This is a genomic window from Shewanella atlantica (assembly GCF_003966265.1).
Taxonomy (GTDB): Bacteria; Pseudomonadota; Gammaproteobacteria; order Enterobacterales; family Shewanellaceae; genus Shewanella; species Shewanella atlantica.
Genome location: NZ_RXNV01000001.1, coordinates 783,014 through 810,005, shown reverse-complemented (window position 1 = coordinate 810,005; position 26,992 = coordinate 783,014). Strand labels below are relative to the sequence as shown.

Annotated in this window: 19 protein-coding genes and 1 pseudogene; 8 read left to right on the top strand and 12 right to left on the bottom strand. The window is 47.2% G+C overall.

Features of this window, described 5'->3' with window-relative positions; all coding sequences use genetic code 11:
* Window positions 1-35: 35 nt before the first annotated feature.
* A complete protein-coding gene (locus EKG39_RS03480; RefSeq protein ID WP_126504240.1) occupies window positions 36-1,658 on the top strand; it encodes an ExeA family protein in 1,623 nt (540 codons plus the stop codon).
* The gene (locus EKG39_RS03475) at window positions 1,658-2,692 is read left to right on the top strand and encodes a general secretion pathway protein GspB (protein WP_126504238.1); all 1,035 of its coding nucleotides are present in this window, start codon (window positions 1,658-1,660) and stop codon (window positions 2,690-2,692) included. The genes EKG39_RS03480 and EKG39_RS03475 overlap by 1 nt, the downstream gene beginning before the upstream one ends.
* 93 nt (window positions 2,693-2,785) lie before the next feature.
* On the opposite strand, the gene nhaD is transcribed toward EKG39_RS03475, so the two are convergent.
* The 3 genes and pseudogenes from nhaD to EKG39_RS03460 all read right to left on the bottom strand — a co-directional run.
* Window positions 2,786-4,033 carry a sodium:proton antiporter NhaD gene (gene nhaD / locus EKG39_RS03470; protein WP_126504236.1) on the bottom strand — a complete coding sequence of 416 codons (1,248 nt, stop codon included), beginning with the start codon at window positions 4,031-4,033 and terminating at the stop codon, window positions 2,786-2,788.
* 699 nt (window positions 4,034-4,732) lie between these two features.
* On the bottom strand, window positions 4,733-6,019 hold the full coding sequence (gene hemL, locus EKG39_RS03465) for a glutamate-1-semialdehyde 2,1-aminomutase (protein WP_126504234.1): 1,287 nt from the start codon (window positions 6,017-6,019) through the stop codon (window positions 4,733-4,735).
* Window positions 6,020-6,087: 68 nt separating this feature from the next.
* Window positions 6,088-6,538 (bottom strand): annotated as a pseudogene (locus tag EKG39_RS03460) (aspartate carbamoyltransferase); the annotation flags it as partial.
* A 336-nt stretch (window positions 6,539-6,874) separates the two neighbouring features.
* Between EKG39_RS03460 and EKG39_RS03455 the strand changes: the two are divergent.
* From EKG39_RS03455 to aspA, 3 genes are all read left to right on the top strand, one after another.
* The gene (locus tag EKG39_RS03455; protein ID WP_126504232.1) at window positions 6,875-7,093 is read left to right on the top strand and encodes a DUF7661 family protein; all 219 of its coding nucleotides are present in this window, start codon (window positions 6,875-6,877) and stop codon (window positions 7,091-7,093) included.
* 102 nt (window positions 7,094-7,195) lie between these two features.
* Complete coding sequence (locus EKG39_RS03450) at window positions 7,196-7,702, top strand: hypothetical protein (protein ID WP_126504230.1); 507 nt, start codon at window positions 7,196-7,198, stop codon at window positions 7,700-7,702.
* Window positions 7,703-8,026: 324 nt separating this feature from the next.
* Entirely contained in the window at window positions 8,027-9,484 is a 1,458-nt protein-coding gene (aspA, locus tag EKG39_RS03445; RefSeq protein ID WP_126504228.1) for an aspartate ammonia-lyase, read from the top strand.
* 112 nt (window positions 9,485-9,596) lie between these two features.
* On the opposite strand, the gene EKG39_RS03440 is transcribed toward aspA, so the two are convergent.
* Together EKG39_RS03440 and EKG39_RS03435 are read right to left on the bottom strand one after the other, a co-directional pair.
* Window positions 9,597-10,157, bottom strand: coding sequence for an NAD(P)H-dependent oxidoreductase (locus tag EKG39_RS03440; protein WP_126504226.1), 561 nt, complete (start codon window positions 10,155-10,157; stop codon window positions 9,597-9,599).
* A gap of 153 nt (window positions 10,158-10,310) precedes the next feature.
* Entirely contained in the window at window positions 10,311-12,020 is a 1,710-nt protein-coding gene (locus tag EKG39_RS03435) for a chloride channel protein (RefSeq protein WP_126504224.1), read from the bottom strand.
* Between the two features lie 96 nt (window positions 12,021-12,116).
* Here EKG39_RS03435 and EKG39_RS03430 point away from each other — a divergent pair, with 96 nt between their 5' ends.
* Both EKG39_RS03430 and erpA read left to right on the top strand, forming a co-directional pair.
* A complete protein-coding gene (locus tag EKG39_RS03430) occupies window positions 12,117-13,004 on the top strand; it encodes a DUF6776 family protein (protein ID WP_126504222.1) in 888 nt (295 codons plus the stop codon).
* 128 nt (window positions 13,005-13,132) lie between these two features.
* Window positions 13,133-13,495 (top strand): iron-sulfur cluster insertion protein ErpA, encoded by a 363-nt coding sequence (gene erpA / locus EKG39_RS03425; protein WP_126504220.1) that lies wholly within the window; start codon window positions 13,133-13,135, stop codon window positions 13,493-13,495.
* An 82-nt stretch (window positions 13,496-13,577) separates the two neighbouring features.
* On the opposite strand, the gene EKG39_RS03420 is transcribed toward erpA, so the two are convergent.
* From EKG39_RS03420 to EKG39_RS03400, 5 genes are all read right to left on the bottom strand, one after another.
* A complete protein-coding gene (locus EKG39_RS03420) occupies window positions 13,578-13,982 on the bottom strand; it encodes a hypothetical protein (RefSeq protein WP_185817524.1) in 405 nt (134 codons plus the stop codon).
* Between the two features lie 125 nt (window positions 13,983-14,107).
* Entirely contained in the window at window positions 14,108-14,479 is a 372-nt protein-coding gene (locus EKG39_RS03415; RefSeq protein ID WP_126504216.1) for a DUF2750 domain-containing protein, read from the bottom strand.
* 268 nt (window positions 14,480-14,747) lie between these two features.
* On the bottom strand, window positions 14,748-16,154 hold the full coding sequence (locus tag EKG39_RS03410) for an alkaline phosphatase (protein WP_126504215.1): 1,407 nt from the start codon (window positions 16,152-16,154) through the stop codon (window positions 14,748-14,750).
* A gap of 22 nt (window positions 16,155-16,176) precedes the next feature.
* Window positions 16,177-18,747, bottom strand: coding sequence for an alpha/beta hydrolase family protein (locus tag EKG39_RS03405; RefSeq protein WP_126504213.1), 2,571 nt, complete (start codon window positions 18,745-18,747; stop codon window positions 16,177-16,179).
* A gap of 116 nt (window positions 18,748-18,863) precedes the next feature.
* Window positions 18,864-21,632 carry a TonB-dependent receptor plug domain-containing protein gene (locus tag EKG39_RS03400; RefSeq protein ID WP_126504211.1) on the bottom strand — a complete coding sequence of 923 codons (2,769 nt, stop codon included), beginning with the start codon at window positions 21,630-21,632 and terminating at the stop codon, window positions 18,864-18,866.
* 356 nt (window positions 21,633-21,988) lie between these two features.
* On the opposite strand from EKG39_RS03400, the gene EKG39_RS03395 reads away from it, so the two are divergent.
* A complete protein-coding gene (locus tag EKG39_RS03395; protein ID WP_126504209.1) occupies window positions 21,989-24,124 on the top strand; it encodes a winged helix-turn-helix domain-containing protein in 2,136 nt (711 codons plus the stop codon).
* A gap of 42 nt (window positions 24,125-24,166) precedes the next feature.
* On the opposite strand, the gene EKG39_RS03390 is transcribed toward EKG39_RS03395, so the two are convergent.
* Together EKG39_RS03390 and EKG39_RS03385 are read right to left on the bottom strand one after the other, a co-directional pair.
* Window positions 24,167-25,276 carry an anhydro-N-acetylmuramic acid kinase gene (locus EKG39_RS03390; RefSeq protein ID WP_126504207.1) on the bottom strand — a complete coding sequence of 370 codons (1,110 nt, stop codon included), beginning with the start codon at window positions 25,274-25,276 and terminating at the stop codon, window positions 24,167-24,169.
* Between the two features lie 154 nt (window positions 25,277-25,430).
* Window positions 25,431-26,867 (bottom strand): peptidoglycan DD-metalloendopeptidase family protein, encoded by a 1,437-nt coding sequence (locus EKG39_RS03385; RefSeq protein WP_126504205.1) that lies wholly within the window; start codon window positions 26,865-26,867, stop codon window positions 25,431-25,433.
* Window positions 26,868-26,992: the final 125 nt, after the last annotated feature.

Here is a 26,992-nt window from a genome sequence, read left to right as displayed (position 1 = left end):
TTTAAATCTTTATCGGTATAAGGATAGATAGCTGCATGTACAAGGCGTTTTTTGGATTAAGCGATAACCCCTTTTCTATCGCACCCAACCCCCATTATCTCTTCCTCAGTGACAGGCACCGTGAGGCGCTGGCTCATTTGACTTACGGGCTGGGAGAAACCGGTGGCTTTGTACTCTTGACCGGTGAAGTTGGGACAGGAAAAACCACCGTTTCCCGCTGTCTGCTGAACCAATTACCGGAAAATACCGATACGGCGTTTATTCTCAACCCTTCTCTCACCGAGCTAGAGCTTCTGGCCACCCTGTGTGATGAACTCTCTATTGAATATGAGAAGGATCCCAGCCTGAAACAGCTGACCGATCTACTGAGTAGTTTCTTACTGGCCAATCACGAGAAAGGGCGCAATACGGTTCTTATCATCGATGAAGCACAGCATCTGCGAGCCGAAGTGCTTGAGCAGCTGCGTCTGCTGACCAATTTAGAAACGGATACGAAGAAGTTACTCCAGGTGATCCTTATCGGACAGCCGGAATTACAACAGCTGTTAAGACGGCAGGAGCTGCGTCAGCTGGCACAGAGGATCACTGCCCGTTATCACCTGCTTCCTCTGACTCCCGAAGAGGTGGGTCTGTATGTTCAGCACCGGCTGCAAGTCGCAGGTCGACATGAACCCCTTTTCAACCGCCGCTCTATAAAGGCATTGCATAAATACAGTGGTGGTATTCCGAGACTGATTAACCTTCTGTGTGAGCGTGCATTGATGGCCGGCTATGCCCAGTCTAAAGTGCCTATTGACCATAAAATGGTGACCTCTGCCTCGGCCGAAGTATTGGGCGAAGATATTAAGCAGACTAACTATCTGCTTCCCTTGGGTGTGGCTACCGCTATTGGTTTAACTTGCGTGCTGGGTTACCTGATATTTAATCAAGTGAATCTGACTTCACCGAAGGGAGTCGAGAGTCTGCAAGTGCCTCAAGCGGCTCAACAAGAGAGTAGTGCAAAAGTGACTACCACAAAGCTTAGTTCGAGTCAGCGGGTGCTTAACGGTGCGATAGATAGCAGCCGTAGCATAGACTCTGCCTATGCCAGCATTCTTGGCCTGTGGGGCAAGGTGCCCTATATCGGGCTAACTGCCTGCCAGTCGGCAGAGCAGCAGGGCTTGTCCTGCTTCCAGCAACAGGGAAACTGGAATTCATTGATAAGGTTAAACTTTCCAGCGGTTGTTTATCTGGTTGACGCTGAGCAGCGAGCCTTTTACGGAACGGTAGTGTCCAGACAGGGAGAGCAGCTGTTATTGCAGCTCAATGAACAACAGCTTTGGGTTGAGCGAGACTGGTTTACCCGCCATTTCAGCGGCACCTTCGAGATCCTTTGGCAGGCACCTTCAGATCAACCCAGAGAGATTGGCCAGGGGGCCAACCCGGCGCAAATTCAATGGTTAGAGAACAGTTTGGCTCATATCGATAACACGGTTCCCAGACTGGTTAACCACTTCGATAGCCAGTTAGAGGAGCAGCTTAAACGCTTCCAACGTGAACATGGCTTAAGAGCCGATGCGATTGCCGGCAGTCAAACTTTAGTGCAGCTTAACCTTTATCTGAGTGCTCAGGGCCCAAGGTTGGTAGAAGGTTCGCTGGAAAGTAAGGGACAATACTGATGTCCATATTACTCGAGGCCGTCACGCGGGCTAAACAACAGGAGCTGGAGTCCGATCTCGACCCTGTGTTAACGCCCAGGGCTCAGTACGATAATTTTTCTAAACCCAAAAACAACACACTGATGTTGTCGCTCATCGTGATTATATTGAGCCTGTTGGTCGTCATTGTCTGGCTGGCAACGAGTCACTTCTCTTCGGGCAACACTCCCTCTATTCAATTATTGAGCGAAGCCCGAACTCCAGAAGGTCGCTCCTCTGTACCGTTAAGCACCGATGGTCAACTTAAGGGAGCTGCTGAGGTTGAAAAGAATAGATCAGCCTCAGGTGATAATGACGTTAAATTAGCCGGAAAGGTTGCCCTGCCGTTAGCTATGGCGCTTCCGACCAAGCTTGTCGCTGTTGAGAGTCGTTACCCTAAGGCCGTACCTGTGCAACAAGGAACGGTACAACAAAGAAGAGTACAGCAGGAAAAGGTTAGCGCTGTCGAGGTGACTCAACTGAACCCTGAAAGGGAATCTTCATCTGTGGCTGAAGAGCCGATAATATTAGGTGCGAATAGTAACCACAGAGGGCAAGAGGTGCTCGATGCGCTGAAGTATCAGGTGGATGCGGCTGCTTCTGAACTAGGAATGAATAAGGCTCCCGTTCAGTCAGATGCCCCTGAGAAGAAGGAGCAGTACCAGAGTAAGAATAACTTATTAGCGGCATTTGAAGCGGCGCTTAAAGAGGTTGAAGTAGAAAAGTCTGTCGCCAGCCCGGTGACAGAGCCTAAACTCGACCCTATTCCTACCCCAAAAGCGGATGATTTACCTAAATATGGTCAGTTACCGGCGGGGTTACAACTGCAAGTGCCGGAATTTAATATTAATGCTCATGTTTATGCAAGCGATCCGAATAATCGTTGGCTTAATGTCGATGGCGCCGAGTTACAACAAGGCGATATGATTGGTGGTAAGTTAGAGGTTATTGAGATACGTCCCAGAGATGTGGTGCTGGCGATTGAAGGTACCCGGTTTAAGGTACCAGCTATCTAGAAGCGATTACGAGGTTTGATATCTTAGTTTCAGTTACCAAACCTCAAACCTCAAACCTCATAGCTTATAGCTTATAGCTTATAGTTCACACCTCTATCCATAGAAGTGATATGCCAGTAGCAGGGTTAAGCCGTAGCCTAAGCTATAACACAGCAAAAGTGCAGGGACATACTTAAGGTAGCTGACAAACGTCAGTTCTTTTACCTTACTCATAGCGATGATCCCCGCCGCCGAACCTATCACCAACAGAGAGCCTCCGACGCCAACTGAATAAGTCAGCCCCAGCCACTCCGGGGTATTGAGTATTGGCTCAGCCTTCAGCAGCGCCGCGGTCAGTGGCACGTTATCCAGTAGCGCCGAGCCAATACCGGTAACAAAGTTTGAAATGTTAGGATCGAACTGAGCATAGACCTGAGTAAGTAGGTCTAAGGTTCCAATCTCTTTTAGCATGCCTACCAACAGGAGTATTCCGAGGAAGAAGAGCAGGGTGTCGTACTCGACCTGACGTATGTATTCAAGGATCTGTAACTCCTCTTTATTGCTTCGGGAGTTATGTCCGACGAGGAACATCACAGAGAGCCCGGTCAAAAATGTCAGCACAGGTGGAACGCTAAAGAGTACGTTTAATGCCATGGTTGCAATAATGGTTGAGAAAAAAATCGCCGCAATCACCACATCGACTCTCTGATATTCTCTCTTTATAGGTGTCGTGCTGACATGGCCTTCGGCCTTCATTGAAAATAGCACGGCTAATAACATGACACTGACGGCTGCCGGGATGAATAGCAACAGCAGCTCAGACATCTGAACATGTCCGCCGAGGAAGATCATCAAGGTGGTGACATCACCGGTAATTAATGCCACTCCGCCGGAGTTAACGGCAAAGATGATAAGTACTGCCATACGACGGCGGATCTGACTATCGAGTTTGAATGTGGTTAACAAGCCCAGTGATACCAGGGTTGCAGTGACGTTGTCGCAAATGGCTGATAGGACCAGCGCGAACAGGGCCACCTGCAGCATCAATACTCTCACCGATACTTTCTGAGGGAATAGCTTCTGCACTAAGATCTGAATCATGCCTTTGGCATTGAGGTAGGCAACGAACGTCATTGTCGACATCAGAAACAACCAAAGGGTAGCTATCTCCAATAAGTTTTCGTTGAGTTCAGCTTCGACGATTTTTTCATGAGCGGGGTCTCCGGCACTCATAAACAAGACCACCCAAGAGATACAACCAAAAAAAAGCGTGGTCTTGGCTTTATTCAGATGGGTAACTTCTTCAAATATGATACTTAACAGGGCTAAAACGGCGAGCGAGATCAGGAATAGGTAGAGCATAGATCAGTTCCTACAGCAGATTAATCGTTTACCCCGCAAGGCAAACAGTGACTAAAATTAAGACTTGATTAAGCTTGGTGTGATAACGCAGCGGATTAGGCCATAGAGTAATTGATAAAACAAGTGTTAACTACGTCTTGTTTTAAATAAAAGTGTGACCTCGGCTTGCGCGGGCGCTGGGGGTGGGTGATCGAATGTCAGAAAATGAAGGTAATAAAAAAGGATACCAAAGGCATCCTTTTTAGTCACATATTGTCAGTCAACTGACAATAACTATTGTTCAGTTATTTAGCCATCTTAGCGAATACACGGCTCGGCTGCCGCTAATGTTTCTTCCAGCTCTTTCTCACCATGGGCTTATAGATAGGGGAAGCCTGCTTCTGCCAGCAAGGCTCAGGCAACAAGGAACTGGCAATAAAAAAGGACACCAGAGGCGTCCCTTTAATTAATCAACTTTTGTCAGGATGCTGACAATCATTAATTACTTTTCAGTTGCTTAGCCATTTTTGCAAACACACGCTCGGCTGCCGCTAATGTTTCTTCCAGCTCTTTCTCACCATGGGCTTAAAGATAGGGGAAGCCTGCTTCTGCCTGCAAGGCTCAGGCAACAAGGAACAGGCAATAAAAAAGGACACCAAAGGCATCCCTTTAATTAATCAACTTTTGTCAGGATACTGACAATCATTAATTACTTTTCAGTTACTTAGCCATTTTAGCAAATACGCGTTCGGCTGCCGCTAGTGTCTCTTCAAGCTCTTTCTCACCATGGGCCATAGAGAGGAAACCTGCTTCATAGGCACTAGGAGCAAGGTATACACCTTCATCTAACATGCCGTGATAGAAGATTGGGAACTTGTCTGCATCGCACTTAGTGACTTGCTCAAACGAGGTTACTTTTTCCTGTTCGGTGAAGAAGAATCCGAACATACCGCCAACGTAGTTAATTGACATTGGGATGCCGTGCTTATTCGCCGCAGCCTTGAAGCCTTCTGCGATACGCTTAGTCTTAGCCGCTAACTCTTCGTAAACGCCTTCTTCACAAAGTGCATCCATCTGAGCAAGACCCGCCGACATGGCGATTGGGTTACCCGATAGCGTACCAGCCTGGTATACAGGACCTGTTGGTGCGATAAACTGCATTACATCTTTACGGCCACCGAAAGCGCCTACTGGCATGCCGCCACCGATCACCTTACCAAGGGTAGTCAAGTCAGGAGTTACGCCATAGTGACCCTGAGCACCGCTCTTAGATACGCGGAATCCAGTCATCACTTCATCGATAATCATCAATGCGCCGTACTGATCACAGATAGCACGAAGGCCTTCGAGGAAACCTTCTACCGGTGGAATGCAGTTCATGTTGCCGGCAACGGGCTCAAGAATGATACAAGAGATCTCTTCAGGGTACTGTTCAAACAGCTCCTTAACTGACTCGAGGTTGTTATAAGTAGCGGTTAGCGTGTGCTTAGCAAAATCTTCCGGAATACCGGGAGAGCTTGGCTGACCTAAGGTTAGTGCGCCAGAACCGGCTTTAACCAATAGACAGTCAGCGTGGCCGTGGTAACAGCCTTCAAACTTAAGGATTTTGTCACGGCTGGTGAAACCACGTGCCAGACGAATCGCACTCATGGTCGCTTCAGTACCTGAGCTTACCATACGGACCTGCTCCATCGAAGGTACCATCTCGATGACTTTTTCAGCCATGGTGACTTCAAGTTCAGTCGGGGCGCCAAATGAAAGGCCATTTTCAACAGCTTTTAAAACCGCTTCACGAATTTTAGGGTGATTATGACCTAAGATCATAGGGCCCCAAGAGCCAACGTAGTCGATGTAGGCTTTACCGTCGGCGTCATAGATATATGCGCCATCAGCTTTTTCGATGAAGCGTGGTGAACCACCTACACCGTTGAATGCACGTACTGGTGAGTTAACACCACCTGGGATGGTTTTTTTAGCCTGTTCAAATAGGGTGTCGGAACGGGTCATTATTAATCCTTAAAGTCAGTCGCCAAATTAAAATCGGCTTTTCGTGAATATCAATTAACCGGACACTCTTACAGTTTGAGTTGCGCGTCAACTCCGAGTGTCAGTGCAAACAGCGCCATGCAGATCAAAAGTCTGTTATCTGCCAATCTAAAGATGGCCAAATTAGGATGACTATTAAGGTCATTGTCCAGTTCATTGGCTTGCTTGCGCGAGTCTCTAGGTAGCAGATGCATGATCACAGTGTTTGACTTGCAATGCTGTGGTAAATATTGCGATTGAGACGATATTTACCGCGATACTTGTTCGCTTTTCTTATGAAGGAAATCGCTCTTCCTGAATGCGAGTCAGGTAGAGTATATCAGTCTGATCTAAATTGTCTTCAAGTTGGTTTGTTATTGTGATCTTTTGCCCAGCATTTTCAATGTCACCGATCACATAGTCAGGCATTGACAACTGTTTAGGCGAAACAGGAGTAAAACTCAAATCTTTATACATATATAGCAAACGAGAGAGTGAATGACCGTAGGGCCTAACTTCTAGCCTCATACCATGACTCATTTGGATGAATAAATGGCTGTGAGGCAGCTCTGATATAGGGCATTCGATTGGATGTGTTTAATACTAAATCACTTTAAGCTGGCATGAGTGAAATGTTGCTTTAAGTAGAGTTTGCAAATGCAGTATGACAGACCGTGAATGTTAATCTTCGTTGAGTATTTTTATTAAGTCTCCCTCGAACTCCGTGACTCTGTATGATTTTTACCCTATCTTGATGGTTTTCTTGCATGAGCAAGGTATAAGCGAGATTACTGTCAATGAGTGATGGTTTATAGCCTAAAGGTAAGGAACGCCGCGATGTTTATTAAATTTGATGTTTTTGGTAAGAATATGTCCGTGCGACGAGAAGATGAGCAGTGGTTGCTGTTTGTCGATTCGGGGATGGGAATGCGAACCCGAGTGTTTGATGTTGTGATCCCGCCTCATTTGAAACAAGATGAGTTAGCTATCTATTTAGATGATATCTTTCACGAGCATGCCAGTGAAAGTCATCCTCATGTGCGCCTCTTAAGTTAAACTGTAGCTGAGGTCTTTGGTTTAGACTGTTTACTCTGGTGCTAAATGCAGTGCGACAGGTCAGGGTGGCACTTATTGTTGAGAACGAGGAAGGAGTGTCTTGTGCAATTTTTCTATATTTTAATACCTCTGGCTCTGGTGCTGGTTATCTATCTGGAGCGGAAATACATTAAAGAGCACGATGAGAAATACTCCGGCTTAGACCTTGTGACTATGTCTCACTTTGTTTCCGGGATCACCTGGTTCGCATCTATAGTCGCCTTGATATTGCTGGCACAAACTTTTGTCGATCCTCCCAATAGTGTCATTGGACACCTGGGGTTTGCGGCTTTCTTTGTCCTATGTGTTGTCATTGCGGTACAAAACCGAACTCACCGACTCTACTTTGACGAGACCCAAATAGTACGAACCCGTATCATAGGGGCGCCTATGGTATCGACACTCGCCGATCTGAAACAGGTCGAGCTAAAGTCATATTCAGATTCAAGCTCCGAGACCTATATTCTTACCTTCACTGCGGGCAAGCCGGTTAAGATCCCGATAGGTATGATGGAGGGCGAGCAACTAGCTAAATTGAAGACACTGCTGAATCGGTACAAGATGAATTAGGCGGTGGGAATATCGGCTCGATTCCTGGAACACTAAATTTAACCTAGACGTCATCATACTGAAATGATCCGGGCGTCTAATCTGCTTGATATCTTGCTTATCTATATTTTTCTCTATCGAGTCTATTAGGGGGCTCGCTATTTTCCAATTTCCCATAGCCTTCAGAGCGTTAAATTTCCGCCGAAGGGGCAGAAATTTAACTGGATTAGTATTATTCTGAAAAAGCCCAATCTTTAGCTGTTTTCCCCTTGAAGTGCCCGCCATGACTCATGTATAAACAGTACCTCAGATTTTCTTATCGCAATTAAAAAGTAGAACTAATCAATGACGGTAATGTATCCAGAACTCACCGAAAACACACGCTCAGAAACCGACTTATTGGGAAGTAAATCTATCCCCAGTGACGCTTATTATGGGATCCATACCTTAAGGGCGATGGAGAATTTCGAGATCAGCAATGAAAAGATTGGTGATTGTGTCGAGTTTGTTCGTGGCATGGTAAAGACTAAAAAGGCGGCCGCGATGGCCAATGGACAGTTAGGTACTATCTCTCAGGATATTGCCGCTGCTATTGTCAGAGCCTGTGACACCTTGTTGGCCAGCGATCGCTTCTACGACCAGTTTCCTATCGACGCTTTTCAGGGCGGCGCCGGGACATCGGTGAATATGAACACCAACGAAGTGATCGCTAACATTGCATTGGAGCAGATGGGGCATGTGAAGGGAGATTACCAACATATTAACCCTAACGATCATGTGAATAAGAGTCAGAGTACTAACGATGCCTACCCCACAGGCTTTCGTGTTGCCCTGTTTGAACGTACTAATACCGTGTTATCTGCGCTCACTCTGCTCATTGAGGCTTTTCTGGCCAAGTCTGAAGAGTTTAGTGATGTGCTTAAGATGGGCCGTACTCAGTTGCAGGACGCTGTGCCTATGACTTTAGGCCAGGAATTTCGTGCCTTTGGTATCACGTTGCGAGAAGAGATTAAGAGCATTAAGCGCTGTCAGGAGTTGCTGCTGGAGATCAACTTAGGCGCCACGGCGATTGGCACCGGCTTGAATACGCCTGCCGGGTATTCAGAGTTGGCCATCGAAAAGCTGGCCGAGATCACCAGTCACCCCTTCGTTCCTGCCGAAGACTTAGTCGAAGCGACCTCAGATTGTGGCGCCTATGTGATGTTGTCCAGTTCGCTGAAGCGATTCGCGGTTAAGTTATCTAAGATCTGTAATGACCTTCGCCTGTTATCCTCCGGACCCCGTACCGGCTTAAATGAGATTAACTTGCCAGAGATGCAGGCCGGCTCATCTATCATGCCTGCCAAAGTGAACCCGGTTATCCCTGAGGTGGTGAATCAGGTGGCCTTTAAGGTATGCGGTAACGATCTCACCGTCACCATGGCGGCGGAGGCGGGACAACTGCAGTTGAATGTGATGGAGCCCGTTATCGGTCAATCTCTGTTTGAGTCCTTGTCATTGCTGGAAAATGCTTGTGTGACGCTTAAAGGTAAGTGTATCGAAGGGATCACCGCGAACCGTCAGGTGTGTCAGGATTTTGTGCTTAACTCCATCGGGATCATCACCTATCTGAATCCATTTATTGGTCATCATGAGGGAGATATCATAGGTAAAATCTGCGCCGAAACCGGCAAGAGTGTACGTGAGGTCGTATTAGAGCGCGGCTTATTATCGCCAGAGCAACTCGATGAGATCTTCTCTATAGAAAATCTGATGAACCCTAAGTACAAGGCGCAACGTTTCGCTCAGGTCACATCTGGTTAACACAGGTTTATCGCTTCGAAGTTAGAAAATCGTTCACGTCGCGGGTAATGTCCCGCGACGGTTAGTCCAGCTTGCCAGCTTGTTTTTTTCAGCTTCAATTGCCAAGTAAAGATCAGCGATTAACCGTGTGCGTTATGGCAGCCTTAACCCTGTCCGCGTGTTCGACGACAAGGCGATTGACGGTATCGACATTGCCACCTTCGTTGACATCTGAGTTCATATTAAAAGTAACGATACTGTCGACCAGATCTACCTGAGCAGCCTTGAGTGGGTGAAGTGCTGATTCAAGATAGTCATCCAAAGGCATAAAGTTAAAATCCCCTTCGCTATAAGACTCTGCCGTTGCGCCTGCCGTGATTGACAGTATCACCTTCTTGTTCTTTAACTTATCTCCTTCGGGACCGAAGGCGAAGTTATAGGTGAATACATCATCGAACCATTTTTTCATTATGGCCGGATAAGTCGACCAGTAGAGCGGGAATTGAAAAATAATCAGATCGGCATCAATCAGCGCAGCCTGCTCCGCTTGAATATCAATCTTGTAATCCGGGTATAAGTCATCGAGACAACGTACATGAGTGTTATTCAATGAGCTGAGTATCTGGATTATTTTTGAATTTGCCATCGACTCATTAAGATTGGGATGACCTGAAATTACGACTACTTTACTCATGCACTTCCTCTGCTTTGAACTCTTGCTGGCTTAGCTGGAATGATAACCGAAAATGTCAGATTTAAGAGCCTGGTAAGTTGCGATCGCTCACACTCTTTGAAATAGGTCCACCAAAGGCCATAAAATGTAGAGGCGGAACCTCTGTCGTTATTGTTAAACCTGTCCTTCCCGTATCTCCTGTTGCAAGGACGCCCAGCTTATCACTCCGACTATGTTCTCTATCTTATCTTGATAGATGTATACCTCACCTCGCCGCTCCCGGCTTAGAATACCGTAGACTTCATTCAGGGTCGCAGTATCGGGGAGCCCCTCGATAGGGTGTCGGGTTAGGGAGCTCTCATGATCATGGAGTTGCATCTCAAGTTGCAGCATCTCCATTTGACCTTGTGTATTGCGAACCAACACCGAGCGGCCTGCGGCGCGCTTGAGTACCTCGAGTAGCAGTGCATCGTCATCCTTTACGATAACGAGCCTCTTATCCATTAAGGCTCTTACACCACGTTTTTGTAATCCCAGTTCTAAGGGGGAGACCTTATAGCCTAAGCCCATGATCTCTAACTGTTGCAGGAAGAGTGATTTGGACTTGAAGCCTTGATGGGCTACGAGGAAAGCCGGGATGCTGACGAACATGGCCGGCAAAATGATCGAGGGGTTATTTGTCATCTCGAGCAGCGCGACTAAAGCGGCAAGCGGTGCACTGAGACAGACCCCCATGATTGCGGTCATGCCAATGGTGGTATAGAGACCTATGTAGGCGGCGATCGATGGGAAGATGATGGCGCTTGTCAGAGCCAATATGGCACCGAGTAATGCACCTATGCCAAAGATAGGGCCGATGATCCCACCGGGGATCCCAAGACCTATGGCCGCGATGGTGGCGATAATCTTACCTATCAGCAAGGCGAGCAGGAACAGGATGCTGGGATGTTCACTTATCGCTTGTTCGATGGCGAGTTCACCACTGCCAAGAGACTCGGGCAGGAAGATACCGACGATAGTGGTGATCACCCCGGCCAACAAGACCCGATACAAGAGCGGCCAGTGTTGACCCGTAGCCGTAACCTTGAGTAGAGAGAAGTTAAACAGGGCGGCAACACAACCCAAGAGCACGCCACTTATCGCCAGAACCGGATATTGGGAGAGCGGTATATGGATAATGCCGATCTGCTCGTATTCGTGAATATTGCCGAATACCAGTTGAGATGATACCGCCCCGCAGATAGCGGCGAGTATGATGGGAAAGAAGTAGTGAACCTTATATTCGCGCAGGATCACCTCGAAAACGAAGATGACTGCCGCAAGTGGCGTGTTGAAGGTGGCGGCGATACCTGCGGCGATACCACTGGCACACATGATGCGAACACTGTTATCCGGCAGTTTAAATTTCTCAGCCAACACACTGGCGGTAACGGCGCCCAAATGGATCACCGGGCCTTCACGACCGACGGAAAAGTTGGTGACCAGGGCAAACAGGGCTTGAAAAAACTGACTTGGCGCCGACTGCAGCGGTAACTTACCGTGGTGAAGTTTAATTCTGTGCAAAACATAGGCGATCCCCATACGCTTATAGCGTTTAGATCCCATTCGTGCCACTAACCAGATTAAAACTGAGCCAATCAGTGGTAATAACACTCGCCAGTCGTCAATGATCTCAGTAAAATCCAGTTCACTGGTTTCTGTGTAGGTGTTTATCCAGATAAGTAATAGCCTGAACAGTAAGATCACACCCGAGGCCATCAGGGCAAATAACAGAGCGAGCATAGAGAGTTGCAGACTGATCTTAGCTTGAGAGAGAGTGTCTTTCAGTTCTGTTCTCTGGTATCTCAACCATCGGGTATGTGTCTTCTTTAATCTGTGTCGCACCTGAGCCTTCTATAAATTGGGTTGCTCATTGCCGAAATGAGTCAGGGTTTAAATATAAGAAACTATTCAAACAATAAGAGAAGAGGTTGTTAGTTAATGCCAAATTATCATCGTTGGATCGATCGCATGCAAGTGATTGAGCGGAAGTTCCGGCCATCCAGTGTGTATCTGTGCCTGTTGGTGTTAGTCGCTTTCACCTTAGGCGGGCTGAGCTACAATCTGTGGTCTGAACATAATCTGCCTGTAGTAGAGAGTAACACAGAACAAACCGATACATTGGTTAAACAGTTGAAAAATCAGGCTCAAGTCATGGCATCTAAAAATCTCGAGCTTAGGGTTGAGAAAGAAGCGAATGACAAGATGCAGCTGCTGTTTTCCGAGCAGCATCAAAAACAACGTGAACTCGAAAGAGAGCTCTCTTTCTATCGCAGCATCATGGCGCCTGAAAACAACGCCGATGGCGTGTCAATCAATGGGCTGGAGTTAACGCCGGGCCTATTGCCAAGGCAATATCGGGTGAAGCTTATCTTAACGCAATTGCAAAAGCGTAAACAGTCACTGAAAGGCAGGGCTGAGATAAAACTTGTGGGTGTACAGGACGGCGAAGCGGTAGAGTTAGATCTGGCTAAACTTGCCGATCTGCAGCTCAACTTCAGATTCCGCTATTTTCAAATCTTAGATGCAGAATTTACCCTGCCAGAAGGGTTTGAACTGTCCCATCTGAAAACTAAGGTCATTGTGCCTTCGAGCCGTTGGACTAAGGGATCACAGGCCGAAATCGAGTTTGCCGCTGTGGATGTTTTACCGCAAAAAGCAACCGAAGTTCAGCCATCTTCTGCACTTGAGGATGATCTTATAGAGTTGCAGTCAGAGCCGGTTACTGAAGATGAACTTAATACTGAACGCTCACTTGAGGTTAAACCTGTGGTAAGCGAGCCGCTATCGACCAGTGAAACGGTGAAAACGGTACAGAAGAAACCATAGATAAAGTAAGTGATTTAGCCTGCACAGGGCGGTTTTATCACAGAAATCAGATCGGGTGCGCATATTACTTGAACAAAATGGTCAGGTATCGGATAATCCCGCTCAGCCAACAGATGTAAGAGGTACTCATGACTGAACAAACTACTGAACAAGCTGAAGATGCACTGCCTATCCAATTCACGGATGCCGCCGCTTCAAAAGTAAAAACCTTGCTTGAAGAAGAGGAAAATGATGCGTTAAAACTACGCGTATACGTAACCGGTGGTGGTTGTTCTGGTTTTCAGTATGGCTTTACCTTCGATGAAAAAGTTAATGAAGGCGATTTCACCGTTGAAAAACAAGGCGTTCAGTTAGTGGTAGACCCAATGAGCTTACAATATCTTGTAGGCGGCGAAGTGGATTACACCTCTGGACTGGAAGGTTCTCGTTTCTTCGTGAAAAATCCTAACGCAACCACTACCTGTGGTTGTGGTGCCAGCTTCTCGGTATAAGCGGTTTCGACTAAAAATTGATTCAAAAAAAGCCAGTTGTTAACACAACTGGCTTTTTTAATACCTGCTGTAAGCTACTGCATTAGCTCATAATATTCATATTTATCTTAGTGTTAAAGTAAGCTTTTACCTTAGGGGTGAAGGCTATCCATACTTGTAACATAGAGAACAGAATTAATAGAGCGAAGATAACATAGTCTGGGATCTTCCCTTGCAGCTCTCCGATTTGAAAGCTCGAAGGATTTCCTACAACCAAGTTACCGGGATCGTATAAGATCACCGGCAGCATGCTTACTAAGGCAAGTTGGATTAGAGTATAGCCCTGAAGCATATACATAGCCGTTCTTTGGCGTCCAAGAATAGCCACGACTATCAACAGGGTAATAATACAAAAAAGCACCCCCTGCTTGGCTATGATGCCGCTGATCGAGGCGATGGCGAGCAAGGCACATAAGGCAGCGAGTCGTTTGGGTAGCTTAGACTTCACCGGTTTAGCGGTTACCTTACTTTCCGGAGCTGCAGTACTCTGCTTTTTTGCTTCTGTAGCCTCTTCGGTTGTTGGCTTGTCAGAATTCGTAGACTTAACGGCTTGGTTATCCAACCTGGATCTCCTTAGTGGCGTTGTTTAGGGGTCAGTCGCTGCTCAACTTCATAGGGTTCGATAACCACACCTAAATCTTCCTGGATTGGGAATACTGCAACGAAAAGATCATCGTCTTGCATGCCTGGAACCCAACGCTCAAGCCATTCGGCAAGAGGGATAGACAAGGTAGTGCAATCTTTCCAATCATCAACAGCCCACTGCTTTGCGGCTTCTTCACTCGGCCACATTGGAATGCAATCTTCCTCTTCGGTGGTTAACATGACACAACCATCATTGTCTTGTAGTGTCCAAAGGGTCTTATGCTCCTTAGCCTGCTCGATAAAATAGTCGTAGCGAGCTTCCGGAGTCATCTGGCTTGCATCTTTTGGGCTTTTGCTCATGGTGTCGTCTCTTTGGTTTGTTTGGCGCTTGGCCGATTGCTGCAGATAATAGCATTTCAGGCAGGGTAATTTAAAAGATTTTATATTGCCTGGTTCTATCGGGGCTTTGTTATTTGAAATTGACTGCGTCCGAATGAAGTTCCTGATAGCAGGGGATAGCTAAAAGTGCTCCTCTGCAGCGACGAAGAGGAGCACTTTTAGCTCAAAGGTAATGAAGCCCTTGGGTTTTAGTGGCGGGCTTTTGATGACGAGCTTTAGGGGGGAGTTTCTAAATTCTGGGCTCCAGTAACAGCGCGCTATGACTGCTTTTCTTGCGATTGATCATCTCGATTAAGTTTGCCGCTATCTCAGTATTATCCATATGCCCTGCGAAGTAGTGGCTACCTCTGCCATAGGCAAAAATTTGTACGTCGATGCCATCGTGACCCGAGGTCGTCCAGCCTGTATGAGTCAGCGTGTCTATTGCTGACTTAATCAGAGTCTCAACTTTGTCCTTGGCCTTCTCTTGCTGAAGGTTGGCCAGGAGCTGTTGCCTTAACTCATCTTGTGCCTCAACTGGTTGGGTTATGCCGATATGATCAGTCCAAAAACGATTGAAGCTGTTTGGTTTATCCAGAATTTTTGGCGTTGCAATCAACTTGTCTGCAATCTCTTCGGGCAGCATAGTGATCAATTGTAATTGCTTGCCTTTCCACTGGTATACCCCTTTTTTACCGAGTGTCAGCCCGCCGGTGGAGTGATCTGCGGTGGCAATCAGTAAGGTGTCGGGATGGTTATCGATATAGCGTTTTACCCTCTCTAAGGTATTGGCGAAATCGTGCATCTCGGTCATGGCGCAGACGATATCATTGCTATGACCGCACCAGTCTATCTGGCTGCCTTCAATCATTATCACAAATGGATCCGATTGTGATGACAGCAGCCTCAATGCGCTATCTGTCATAGTGGTGAGCCTGAGAGGGTCGTCGCTGCCCAATGCCGCTGGTAGTCCCGATGGCGAAAACAGGCCTAATGCCGGCAGCGTCTCAACGTCGTCCAGTTGAACGAGTCTATCGATATAGTGATAGCCGAGTGCTTCGAACTCAGATGTCAGGTTTCTCTGTTCCCGAATGAAGTATTTAGTACCACCACCCAACATCAGATCCGCGACGGGTTTACCCTTGATTAGATTTGTAAGGTAACTATCGGCGATAGCATCGTAATTTCCTCGGCTCTCGTTGTGAGCCAGAAAGCTGGCTGGGGTGGCATGATTTATCTGTGATGTCACCACAACAGCCGTTGTTTTCCCCTTCTGCTTAGCTATCTCGAGGAGAGTCGGCAGTGCATGGTGCTGATGGTCGACCGCAATGGCACCGTTATAGCTCTTGGTGCTGGTGGCTAGCGCGGTTGCCGCCGCGGCCGAGTCGGTGACATAGGTATCATCGTCCGGATAGGTACTTGCCATGCCCACGAGTAATTCATCGAATATAGTCCTCTCGACAGCTTTTGTATCGGGCTTGTCTGAGTAATATCGGTAAGCCGAAGTATACGCAGGTCCCATACCATCGCCGATCAGGTAGATGATATTTCTGGGGAGGTGCTCATCTTCTATGACTTTCTTTGTTGCCGTTGCTTGAGCCGTATTGATGCAGCTAATCAATATTGAGAGCGTTAAACAGGCTGTCAAAGCACGCATATGTATGTCCTATTACTCTTATTCAATGAAATGAGACGCTGGTTTCCAAAGCTGTCTCATCCTTATTTTTAGTTTTAGTTTTAATCCGCAGGTGCTGCTCTAACCAGTTTTCCTGTTCCCACAGCATATGCATCAGAGATTCTTTAGCCTGATAGCTGTGACTCTCGAAGGGAAAGGTGACCAGTCTGGCGTTGCCGCCCAGACCTCTGATAGCCTTAAACAGTCTGGCCGATTGCATGGGATAAGTGCCCGAGTTGGCATCCATCTCGCCGTGCATCAGCAGCAGTGGCTCATCAATTTTATCGGCATGAGTGAAAGGGGATATCTGCTGATACAGACTCGGTGCCTCCCAGAAGTTACGTTTCTCATTTTGAAAGCCAAATGGCGTCAAGGTGCGGTTATAGGCGCCGCTTCTGGCGATGCCGGCAGCAAACAGATCCGAATGAGCAAGCAGGTTGGCGACCATAAAGGCCCCGTAGGAGTGACCACCGATTGCAATTTGGTCTCTGTCTGCGACGCCCATTTCGACTAAGGTGTCTATTGCCGCCGTGGCATTAGCGATGAGTTGACTGCGAAAGTTATCGTTAGGTTTCTCTTTTCCTTCTCCGACTATGGGCATGGCGACCCGGTCGAACACGGCAAAACCATTGGCAACAAACGGCACCGGTCCCTTGGCGCTGATATAGCTGTATTGATTGGGAGAGTAATTGACCTGACTGGCTACCTCGGCATTCTTGTATTCTCGGGGGTAGGCCCACATCAGTACCGGAAGCGGACCATCTTTTTCTGTGTAGCCGGCAGGCAGGTAAAGGTTCCCCGACAAAGGTAAACCATCACCTCTCGTGTAGGTCACGAGTTGTCGGCTGACTCCTTTAAACGCAGCTATCGAGGTTTCTTTTTGTTGTAATACCCGCTCTGTATTGCTTTGAACATCGAGCAGAACTAGGTGCGATGGTGTATCGCTCGATTGCCTGTTGATGATGAGCCTGAGCGGATCAAGGCTAAGCAGATAGCGAACGCTTTCCAGCTTGTCACTCGCCGAGCGCCACAGTGTCGTAGAGTTGGTCGTAGAGCGTGTTGATGAGACTTGGCTAACAGCCTCTTTGCCTATCCTCTTATCAAGATAAGTATCTTCCCCTTCATCTTTTAACGGAATCTTCGTCATTTTCAGGAAAGGCTGATAGCCTTTAGGAGATGCACCTAATCCATAATGGACCAGGCTTTGATTATCGACGGAAAAAACGTGCCCGTAGCGCTCGAGACCTGAGTTCCACCTATGCCGGTAGAGGCTACCGGGATCATTATAGGTATCTCTGAGTGCCTTTTGGTACCAGAGCTGCATCTCAGTGGCATTACCCGATACGGAGTTGTCAGATACAGATGTGGTGTCCAGGAAGCTGACTCTCATCTGCTTCTCGCTTGAGTGCCGCTCAGTGATGAGTGCGAGATTGTCTTCGCCCCATTGAACGTTCGCAATTCGCCAGGGGGTTTTAACTAAGGCCTTAGGCGCAAGGTTAAATGGAGGGGTTATCTCCCTAAGTTGATCCCGGTATTGTGCTTTCTTGTTGCTGTCGCCTCCGTCGAGCGCCTCGACATAAGCCAGAGTATTGGGTTTATCGCTGCGCCAGTGAATTAATCTGGGGCCCTTTGTGACGGAGTCGCTGCCCGATGGGCGAAATTCGCCACTCTCAAGTTCGGCAAGAGTCGCGAGTTTTTCTCCCGAGCTATGGTACATCTCCACCGATTGAGCAAAATCCCGGTATTTTACCATATGTGAGAAGGGGGGCTTGATACGCTTCACCAACATGTAGTCATCATCGGGGGAAAGGCTAAAGCCGATGTTAATTGCAGGCTGACCGATTTTTGTCACCTGACCATCAAGCATTATGATGCTCAGTTGACTGGTGGTCAGTTGAGTGAATTGTGCTTCATCCTGTGCATTCTTCAATAGATCCTGATAGGTTCGTCTGGGCGCTTTTTTGCCACTGGCAACACTGATGTTTGGCCCAAGAAGTTGATGTGCCTGTGGTAAGCGTTCACTATCAATGGCAATACTGGTCGCTAAGCCCTGGCTGTTATGCAGCCATTGGTATTTCAGCCCCAGGCTGGCATTGATACGTGTCTTGTTTAGCTTGAAGCTTTGGCCGGTCGCTATCTCGTATAGGTAGAGGTCGGCACCATGGCCAGATATTCCGATATAGCTGAGAAAACGACTATCGGGAGAAAATTTCACCTTAGTGACGGTCATTGTCGCTGGCGTGATAATGGTGTCCGGCTTTACCGAGTTATCGCTTAGATTGATTAATTCGATGTTGGAGTATCTGGCCTTGATACGACTTGGGGTCAGTTGCTTAGGTGATAACCTCAGACCCGCTAGTTTGAGCTCTTTTTGGGCTAAGGTTTCGATATCGATATGCGATTCTGGCGTGAGTATGGCCAGCCATTGCTTGTTATCCGATAAGCGGGTGCTCACTTTTTTGTTTTGTTCTACGATATCCTGCAATGGTTGAGAGGGGCGTTGGTATTGTGCACTCATTGCCGAGTGACTAAAAAAAACTATCAGGGCAAACATAAAGATGGGCTTTACCGGCATTTTCATCTCCTGATAAAAGGGATAGCAAGTTGTCAGGGAAAATAGCGCCCCGAAAGGCGCTGGTGTTGAGGCTTTAATCAACCCGGTAGTTTCACCACCGGGTGTCTTAGCCGGGTTTAGAACTTCTGTGAGTAGCCTAAGAACAGGCTACGACCTTTAGCAGAGTAACTGCTGTTATCATCCTGATAGTATGGCCAGTCGTTGTGTTCGTCGTTACGTATATCGTAAAGTGGTGGCATCTCATCGGTCAGGTTTTTAACACCAGCGGTGAACTTACCTTCCCATGGTGCGTAGTAAGACAGGGTGATGTTGATGATCTGATATGGATCTAAGGTATCAGTCTCAATCGACTCTACATCTTCACCATCTGCGTCAACGTACTCAAACAGATCGGTTCCTACGGCCTCACCTGTGTAGTAGTAAGCGATGGTTGCTGTGAAGTCTTCATAGCTCCAGCTTAGGCTGGCATTACCCTTCCACTTAGGGAAGTAATCAGTTTCAGTCTGCTCCTCTATCTCATCACCTACTCTCTCTTGATACTCTTTCTTGAGTAGGTAAGAGGCTGCAAGCTTGAACTTAAACTCACCGGCAGCAGTTTCCGGGAACAGGTAGTTGAAGCTGGCATCAATACCTTCCGATGCTTCATAGGCACTGTTGATAGGGCCTTTACGCATACAGGCGATATTTTCGATGCCATCATCATCAAACTCAGTCAGGTAACCCACTTCTGGCATTGTTGAGCAATCTGTATATTGACCATTCTTGTTATAGCTTTGGTCTTCCAGCATCTCATCGGTTGAGATTGTCTTAACCGCACCCTCAAGTTCGATATTCCACCAGTCTAATGTCAGATCTGCACTGTCTGTCACATTGGCCACAAAGCCTAAGTTCCAGAATTCACCCTTCTCTTCGGTAAGGTTAAGGTTCCCTGAGTTAAAGCTCTCGTAATCATCTTCATAGATCTCATCAGGTATTGTTGGGTGTGGATACTCAGTGCCACCAAAACCTCTTGTTAATCCTGCGTACAGGCGGTGCATATCTGGGGCGCGGAAACTCTTACCCCAGTTAGCACGTACCATTACCTCATCAATTGGTCGGTAACTTAGGCCAACCTGAGGAGTCGTTGCTCCGCCCACATCTGAATCATCCAGATATTGGTCATAACGAAGTGCAGCAGATAGGTCTAATGACTTAACACCTGTCATATCGGCAAGGAGTGGGATCTGCAATTCACCTGCAACAGCGACACGGTCACGGTCACCCTTACCACCAGTACCACCCATACCGATAAAACCACCGCTCATGGTGGTTTCATCTAAAGTATCTTCATAGCTTTCACGTGCCCACTCTGCTGTAGTTGCAAAGCCAACAGTGCCCGCTTCCAGCTCCATTAGGTCACCGGTAAATACGGCCTGCAGCTGGTGCATACTAGAGTCTGATTTCTTAGTTGAGTCACCAATAAGTGCTTCAGCTTGCTCTGTGGTTAACTGGTTATTTGGATACCACTTAGAAAGATCAGTGTCATTAGGATCGAAAGTCACCATACCGAGTAGGGCATCTGCTCTGACCATATGGTGGTTCTGCTTCTCATACAGTGCGTAGCCGCTAGACCAGGAGATATCCAGTTCGTAATCACCAATAGTACCGTTAGCACCGAAGGCGAGAGAGGCTTTAGTGTTTTGAGTATCATAGGTACGTGGTCCAGGGTACTCCTCCATACGACGGCGCATCTGGAATTTGTTGTAATCTTCAAATTCGTACTTGTCGTAGCTCATTGCACCTGTGGCTTCATCTTGATAGAAGTAATCCCCGAAACCTTTCTCATCTTTATACTTAGTGCTCTCTTTATAGGAGGCATTAAGCATTCCATAAATCTGCCAATCATCGTTAAGATCGTAAGTGCTGTTAACAACCAGGTTGATTCTGTCATATTCTGACTGTAGACCGCGGTCGGCATACTTATCGTAGTAACAATCATAAGTACCAGCTTCTACATAGACCCCTTTGTCACCGAACAGATTAGTACACTGAGCTTCATCGACAGGGCTGTACTTATCATCGGTATAAACTTTTGAGTAATCTCTGATCCAGGATGCCCAGCTTGATGGAAATGAGTCACCGTATGGTCCAGAACCCCAACGAATGTCGCCATCTTCATCTTCATAATAGGCAGGGCTATATAGGTCATCACGCTGGTAGGTCTGGATTGCGCCAACCTGCTTGTATTCGAGCATGATCAAAGTTTGACTGTTTTCAGTGTTGATACCCTGAAGGTAAGATAGGTCAAACTGCTCACCACCACCTTGGGTAGTATCTGAGTATTTAGCTTCAACCTTAGCACCATCATATTGCTTCTTAAGGATGATGTTTACTACGCCACCGACGGCATCTGAACCATAAATCGCCGATGCTCCACCGGTAAGAATTTCGATACGTTCAACTGCAGCCGTTGGGATATCAGAGGTATCGACGAAGTTTGATGTACCACCAGCAGCAGAAGGGAATGAGGCTTGGCGGCGGCCATTAATGAGTACCAGAGTTCTGTTGGCACCCATACCGCGAAGGTTAACAGAGCTTGCGCTATCGGTGAACCCATCGCTGTCACCGTTGAGTGAGCCACCATTATTTGCCACTGAAGATTGAAGGACTTCAGAGATAGAGGATAGGCCGCTATTGGCAATATCATCTGCTGTGATCACCGTGACTGGAGCTACCCCTTCAAAGTCGGCACGCTTAATACGGGAGCCCGTTACCTCAATTTTTTCAATTTTACTATTTGCGCCGTCCGTCGCGGCAGAATCTTCCGCTGCGAGTAGCGATGACGGGGCTAATGCCGCCATGGTTATGGCTAATGTTAATGCCGATAATTTCATCTGTGGTTTCATCTGATTGCTGTCCTTATTTTTATAATTTACCTATTGGTTTCACTCTTCGGTTCGTTGTAAACGTCACAGAGAAACAGGTATTTCTGGGGAGAACGATGTCGATTAGCACTACAAGAAGTCGCAAGCTGTCAACTGAAACAAGTTGTAATTAATTTGTTATTTGGCAGCAATGGCTGGTGTGTCGTTTCTTTGTTGTTTATATATCTATTTAATATCTATTCTTTTTTAAATTAACTGGTTACATTATGTTTTACGCCTGCGTGTTTACTTGTGGTTTGATGTTGGTTGGATGTAAAATCTTAGGGGTAAAGTTGAGCTGCAATAAAAGTTAGAATCAACGGCTTCCGGAGAGTGGGATGATAAAGATAAGAAAAGAGGCGGTATTTAAGTTGGCAAGCTGCGAAGTCATGCCCGCTGAGAATAGTCTTAACTTTTTTGAGCCTGTCCCGGATGGCGTAATGGCGGGCAAGGTCTCTATTCAGCCTAAATTTATCGAGTTGCTAAGTTATCTGGCAAGAAAATATCCAAACGTCGTGACCCGCGATGAGCTTATCGAAAACATCTGGGAAGGGAATTCCTATGTCGGTGCTAAGGCGTTAACGAATGCTATCTGGCATCTGAGAAAACATCTCAACCCTCTGCTTAGCGGCGAGCAAGCGATAGAAACCGTCAGAAAAACCGGTTACCGATTATTGATTGAGCCCCTGTTTGATGCCTCGGACCTGGTGGATGAACCCGAAATATTACAAGTCGAGCAGGCTAAGGTTGAGCGCTTAAGTAAGCAGTTACGCTTGGGATCGTATGCCATGCTTGTACTCCTGCTCGTTGTGGCTGTGTTTGCCGGCTTGCATCTGTATCAGGACAGTAAGCAATTGCGTCAAACTGAAATGGTGCAATTGACGCGGGCTGCGGGCGCTGAGTTATATCCGGCCGTTTCGCCGGATGGACGTTGGTTGGTTTATGGTAAGCGGTCTAATTTGTATCTTAAGGATTTGGAATCCCCGACCCTGACACCCAAGCGACTGACATCGAAACGGACTCGTGAACTCAGGGCTATATGGTCGCCTGATGGTAAATCACTGATATACCCCAGTGAAGACAGAGTTACCCGCGAATGCCATATGAATCGCCTCATGTTAGAGACGAATGAAGTGAGCCATCTATCTGAGTGTTACAGTTATACCTCTGCGTTAGATATCTCTGCCGATGGTCAATCCCTTATCTATATCTGGCAGGAAAAAAAGGAGTCCGATGCCGGATTGTACTTGCTTGCACTGAGCGGAGCAGAGTCGACTCCTGTCAGACTCTCATGTGAGCGTGACTGTGGTTACCGGGATAGAGATGTTGCCTTCAGTCCCGATGGGAAGTGGATTGCGATAGCGAGGCGATATGGCACGATTTCTGAGGATATTTTTATACGGAACATTGTAACCGGCGAAGAGGTACGTCTGACTCAAGGTCTAGAGGATATTCGTGGTCTGAGTTGGGATCAGGACAGTCAGAAGCTGGTTTTCAGCACCGAAAACTCAGGGGTCAGGGATGGTTTTATTGTCGATATTGAGTCGAAAGAGTTATTACCGCTGTCGGTTTCCGGGTTCAGTTATCCAAAATTTATTCCCCATAGAGATGAGCTGGTCTATTCCAACTACATCAAAGATTTTAGTGTTGCCTATCTGGCTTTGGACCAGGATATTCCCTCGACTATATTTCCCATATCCCAAGCGGAATACAGTTACCGTAACCCCGATTATTCATCGAAAGTCAAACGTATCGCCTATGTGTCTAACGAGACCGGGTTCAATGAGGTATGGACGTCAGATCATAATGGATTAAACAGGGTGCAGCTCACCGATCTTAAGCGCAGGGTCGCCTATCCGGCTTGGTCCCATGATGGTAGCAAAATTGCGTTTCTGGCCCCGGATGATAAAAATGAAGGTAATAAGATCCATATTGTAGATCTCTCCAGCGGCGGTATCAGCATATTACCTTCAAGGTCTTCAGATCATAGAAGACCGAGCTGGGCATGGGGAGATGAATGGGTGCTATCCTCGACCAATGATGGCTTAACCGCCTTCTCATTGCACAACCATTCACCCAAGCATCTGAGCACTATCGATGTACGTTTAGGCAAGATGACCGATGAAAATACCTTAGTATTTACCCGCTATGATGAATATGGCCTCTGGTCTATGGATATATCGAATCCTCAGCAAGTGGAGCTCTTGATTGCCATAGAGGACTTTAACGAGAGTTACAACTGGGTCGTGACTGACAAAGGGGTCTATTTTCGTGAGGTTAACTCAGGGTATCAGCTGATTAATTTCTGGAGTTTTAATACCGATCTCACCACGCCTATTTTAAAATTGCCCGCGAGCAGTTTGAGCTCGTATGGGGCCATGAGCTATATTCCCGGCGAGAGACGCCTGCTGATGACCCTGTCTGAGTATTCAAAACGTGATGTGATTAAACTTAAACATAAACTATTACATTGATTAATGTTTGAAGGCTGGAGGCTTGTTCCTCCAGCGATAGCTCTATGTTGCCGGGAACAGGGAACCCAGCACGGCTTCTCTGGAGGCGCCGGTTACTGCGGGTAGGTTACCCGAGAGGCCTTGATGATGACGCATGGCAAGCCAGGCAAATGCGATCCCTTCGACCCACTGAGGGGCAATACCTATATCCGAGGTTGTGCTGAGCCTATATCCGGGAAGTAATTTGTCCAGACGTGACATCAGTTCGGTGTTAAACGCCCCCCCTCCGCAAACAAACAGCTCTCCCCTGGGTGACAGGGCAAGGGTGTCTTTCGCGATACTGTGGCAAGTGACATCGAGTAGGGTGGATTGAATGTCGGCTTCATTCAGGTAGCCGAATTCGGCGGCCTGTTGCTCAAGCCAGGCTTGATTGAATAACTCTCTACCTGTGCTCTTAGGAAAGGGTTGAGAGAAGTAGGTATGAGAGAGCAGGTGTTTCAGTAGTTTCTCATCGGTCGTTCCGCTTGCGGCCCAGGCACCATCTTCATCATAGGCTTCATCTTTTATCTGCTGTATCCAGGCATCGATCAGGGTGTTACCCGGCCCGGTGTCGAATCCAATCACATCGTCAGTATTACCGGGCAGGTAGGTGAGGTTAGCTATTCCACCGATATTGAGAATAATGCGCGGTGTGTCCGGGCTTGCAAACATCTGCTGGTGGAATGCCGGAACCAGAGGAGCACCTTGTCCACCAAGCGCGATATCTTTACGTCTGAAGTCGGCGATAACATCGATGCCGGTTTCGACGGCTATGGTGTTAGGATCGCCAATCTGAAGTGTAAATCCCATATCGAGATTCGGCATATGTCTGACAGTCTGACCGTGGCTGCCTATGGCTACGACCTGTTCTTTGGATACTCCGGCTTTAGCCAGGAGTTCATTGACGGCGGCGCCAAATAACAGGCCTACACTACGGTCCAATTGACCCAGGAGGTTGATCTCATCGCTGCCGGGCAAACAGAGGCGCTGAAGGTTTCTTAAGGTGTGTTTAGGAATTACCTGGCTGTGTTTAGCGACCAGCTTTGGGCTTGGCGAGCCAAAATCGACAAGAACGGCATCTACGCCATCCATGCTGGTGCCTGACATTAACCCTATAAAATAGTTTGTATTCATCTTTAATATCCGTTGTCGCCAGGTTCATCTGCATATTTTTCTGTCGAGTTTGAACCTTGGCTGAATTTTAGAAACTGGTATCTGGCATCTCCACCGGATCTTGTGATCCTGTGGATTGGCGGGTGTGGTCGTCAATTTTGCTTGTAATGTGTGGTTATTGAGATGCCAGATAAACTTGTTTGTTATGTTGAAGTTTAGTCATTATCTGTTTGCTAAGCGCCATAAACTTAGGTTTATCTTTACTGGCGATAGGTAATGATTTGGGAAGTTTTATTGTTCTCGGATTACGGTGAACACCGTTGACGATAAACTCATAATGCAGGTGTGCTCCCGTGACTCGCCCGGTAGAGCCTAAGGTTCCGATGACCTGTCCCTGCTTTACGGTTGCGCCCTGCTTAACTTTGCGTTTCTTCAGGTGCAAGTATTTAGTGGTATAGGTGTCATTGTGTTTAATGAACACATAGTTTCCATTGTATTGGTTATAGGCTGATTTGATGACGCGCCCTTTACCCGCGGCTTTGATCGGTGTTCCCACCTTAGCCACGTAATCTACCCCTCTATGCGCTCTCACCTGTCCTGTGACCGGGTGAAGTCGTTTGGGGTTAAAGCTTGAACTTACGTATTTAAAGTCGACAGGAGAGCGCAGGAAAGCTTTACGCATACTGCGTCCCTCTTCGGAGTAGTAGTTACCATCGGTATAACGCACCGCAGTGTATCGGTCCCCCTGGTTGCTGAACTCGGCCGCCAGAATATTCCCGTTTCTTAAGAACTCACCGTCGGCATACTCCTCTTCGAAGATGAGAGCAAAATGATCGTCTTTCCTGAGATCCAGTGCGAAATCTATGTCCCAGCCGAAAATGGTGGCCAGTTGCATGATCTGATTTGGGGTTAATCCCGCGCCGACTCCGGCATTCCAAAAGTTACTGCTTATGGTGGCACTGGCGAACTTAGTCCGGCTCTCTACCTGCTTGTCAGAGATCTGCTCTTTATAGCCGGTTTCATTTTTAGTGATGATGAGAGTCGAGATAGGGTTGAGTTGGTATTTTAGTTCGGCGAGTTCACCCGATGAATTTTTCGCGATAATGAGCTCTTCACCGGGCATGATTTTGAGCAGATTCTTTTTTGCTTTAGGTAGTAAAGTTATCTCATAGACATCTCTGGAGCTGAGGCCTGCGCGAATAAAGAGAGCGGCTAAGGTGTCTCCGCTCTTTACTTGAAAATGTTCAACATCCAGATTTTCTGCTTGCTTGGCTTTCTGCTTTGTCATTGAATCGTCGGATAGCGGTTGATTCTCGCTCGATTCAGAACCCGCACTGTTCGAACTTGAAGTGTGCCCGGTTGGCGGTGTGGGTTTGCGAAATGCCAGTGGGAGTTTCAGCTGTTGAGCATTACGGGCTTCAATATCAGACACAGAGTCGGTGGCGTTGTTACCGAGATCGATACTGCCCGAAAGCTGAGTATTGGTGCTTTTGGATGCCTGAGCGTCATCGGCGGGGATAAGAATAATGGTTACTGTGACCAATACCAGAAGAGTCAGTAGCATCTGATGCAATCTAGGCAGTAACTTTAATAACGTAATAACCTTTCCCATCGACCCCTTTCCCGTCACACTAAATAGCAATTTTTGTCGCTTATACCGATCCCCTTAGTGTACACACTTTCATTTGTGCTGGCTAACAAGTAACATGACTCTCTTTATTTATTCATGGGCTCTTT